The 2,194-nt window shown below is 43.3% G+C and carries 4 protein-coding genes; all 4 read right to left on the bottom strand.

What is annotated here, in order from left to right; translation table 11 throughout:
- Nucleotides 1-32 precede the first annotated feature (32 nt).
- From ACHBID_RS11055 to ACHBID_RS11040, 4 genes are read right to left on the bottom strand one after another with little or no spacing between them, the layout of a single operon-like run.
- The gene (locus tag ACHBID_RS11055; protein ID WP_394732357.1) at nt 33-1,385 is read right to left on the bottom strand and encodes an IS66-like element short variant transposase; all 1,353 of its coding nucleotides are present in this window, start codon (nt 1,383-1,385) and stop codon (nt 33-35) included.
- On the bottom strand, nt 1,339-1,545 hold the full coding sequence (locus ACHBID_RS11050) for a transposase (RefSeq protein WP_105126552.1): 207 nt from the start codon (nt 1,543-1,545) through the stop codon (nt 1,339-1,341). Before ACHBID_RS11050 ends, ACHBID_RS11055 begins: the two co-directional genes overlap by 47 nt.
- Before the next feature lie 50 nt (nt 1,546-1,595).
- Nucleotides 1,596-1,946, bottom strand: coding sequence for an IS66 family insertion sequence element accessory protein TnpB (gene tnpB, locus ACHBID_RS11045; RefSeq protein WP_024407179.1), 351 nt, complete (start codon nt 1,944-1,946; stop codon nt 1,596-1,598).
- Entirely contained in the window at nt 1,927-2,112 is a 186-nt protein-coding gene (locus ACHBID_RS11040) for a hypothetical protein (RefSeq protein ID WP_105140478.1), read from the bottom strand. Before ACHBID_RS11040 ends, tnpB begins: the two co-directional genes overlap by 20 nt.
- Between the last annotated feature and the right edge of the window lie 82 nt (nt 2,113-2,194).

Here is a 2,194-nt window from a genome sequence, read left to right as displayed (position 1 = left end):
CTCCAAAGTCCTATCGACTCTGGAACCTTTTTCTATTTACATGCTCTCTTAATTTTTTCCTTCCATGGCAAATAAGCCTCCAGCACCTCCTTTTTTGCGAGTGTCTCCTCATTAGGTAAGTGTTCTAGAAGATAGTTCATATATTTCTCTGCATCAAGTCCGTGTCGCTTAGCTGTTTCTAAAAGACTCAAAATGACAGCTGTTGACTTGGCTCCCTCAAAGCTTTGAGAGAATAGCCAATTTTTTCTGCCCATCACCAAGGTCTTCATAGCCCTCTCAGCCATATTGTTGGACAGGACTAGGTCACCGTCCGATAGAACGGTTCGGAAGGTGGTTTCGTATTTGAGGCTATACTCTATTGCAGTACCCAATTTGGAGCCTGGCAAGACAGCCTGTTCACGGCACCAATCAAAGAACTCGTCCATCAAGGGAGCCAACTCTGTCTGTCGTTTATGCAGTCGCTCCTCAGTAGACAAGTCAGCCCAGTCATTCTCCAGGGCAAATAGGCGGTCGCAATAAGCTAATCCCTTAGCTCCTAAAGAAGTTTTGTCTGTCTTCTTAGGAGTCGCCTCAAAAAACTTTCGTCTGACGTGAGCCCAACAGCCAACCAGCTGAGCCTTGTCTAATTGACGATAAGCACTCCACATGTCACAATGAACGTAGCCCGCATAGTCCCCAAGAAATTTCTCCACAACTAAGCCACTCCGTCGTTTGTCGTGATGATAGAGGGTGATACCCTTTTTCTCATGCTTACCAGACAAGAAGGTCCAGTAGAAGGTTAACTGGCTATCATTTTCTAAGACCTTGTAGGAGGTCTCATCCGCATGAAGAATAGGCTGCTCCAACAATTTCTCGTGCAACAGGTCATAAATTGGTTCGAAATAATACTGACTAGACTTGATGTGCCAGTTGGCTATTTCCTTCCGACTGATTGGCAGACCAAGCTTATGCCAGTCCTCTTCCTGACGGTAATTGGGCACCTTAAGATTGAACTTCTGATGAATAGTATGGGCGATAATAGAAGCCGAACCCAAGCTGTGTGCCAAAGGTGCCTTAGGAACGGGAGCCTTGATAATCTTATCGCTTAGATTCTTCTGACTACATGCCTGACACTTGTATGCGTGTTGAACATGGTCAATCCGCTTTAATTGTGCGGGAATAAAGACCAACTCTTGTCGTTGAACAGTAGAACCAATCTCTTTCAACTGTCCATGACAGTCTGGACAAGTGCAGTCTTCGCCCTGCAATTCGTGATGAACAATCTCTGGAGTGAACTGACTAAAAATAGCCTGACGAACTCCCTTAGCTTTCTTGCGTTTATAGGTAATCGTTTCTGTTTCAACTGGGTAAGTCAGCTTCTTCTTCAGGGAGACTTTCCTCCCCAAACAAGCTCAGCTGACCGGGTTGATACACAACCTTCTCTGATGATTTTCCGTAGAGTTTCTGTCTCAGATACTCAACCTGTTCACGAAGGAGAGTGAGTTCATTAGCCATCATCTCTATCGTTTTTGACTGTGTTTCAATAATTTTTTCTAGTGATGACATAACCAATCTCCTTCTTTTTGTCTTATTATACACAAAGAAAAGCCATGATTTCAATAGAAATCACGACTTTTTGAAACATTTATTTTTGGACTGATAGAAAAACCTTTCATGAGCCAGTCCACCTGTTCGGAAGTGAGGGCTTTAACCTCCTCTTCATTGTTTGGCCAGGTCAATTTCCCATTTTCAAAACGTTTATACAATAACCAAAATCCCTGTCCATCCCAGTAAAGAGCTTTGAACCGGTCTTTTCGACCTCCGCAGAAGAGATAGACCTGACCTGAAAAGGGATCCAGATTGAATTGACTTTTGACAAGGTAGGCGAGAGAATCAATCCCTTGACGCATATCTGTTTTCCCGCAAACCAAATAGACTTGACCTAAATCACTGAGCCGGATTGTCATAGAACAGTACCTTATCCAAGATTGTTTCCAATACCTCTTGGTTGATAGAGTGAAAGAAAGTGAGTTCTACTTTTTCGAGACGAATCTTCATCAGAATATCGTTTCTGCCTTTCTTCTCAAAGTGTCTAGATTGGGGAACAGTCAATGGGACGATGGGCTGTGACATAATAAATCCTCCAGTTTTGTTTTTCTAACAGTATACTGGAGGAGGGAGTGAGTAGATAGATACCTTGTTATTGGGCGGTTAC

It is taken from the genome of Streptococcus sp. A25 (assembly GCF_043674095.1).
Classification (GTDB): Bacteria; Bacillota; Bacilli; order Lactobacillales; family Streptococcaceae; genus Streptococcus; species Streptococcus suis_V.
The sequence above is the reverse complement of the archived record's forward strand: the minus strand, read 5'-3'. Positions and strand labels throughout refer to the sequence as shown.

Bases quoted from the DNA above. Each gene is read 5' to 3' on its own strand.
- tnpB (WP_024407179.1), bottom strand. From the start codon at position 1,946: ATGACAATCCGGCTCAGTGATTTAGGTCAAGTCTATTTGGTTTGCGGG.
- ACHBID_RS11050 (WP_105126552.1), bottom strand. From the start codon at position 1,545: ATGTCATCACTAGAAAAAATTATTGAAACACAGTCAAAAACGATAGAG.
- ACHBID_RS11040 (WP_105140478.1), bottom strand. From the start codon at position 2,112: ATGTCACAGCCCATCGTCCCATTGACTGTTCCCCAATCTAGACACTTT.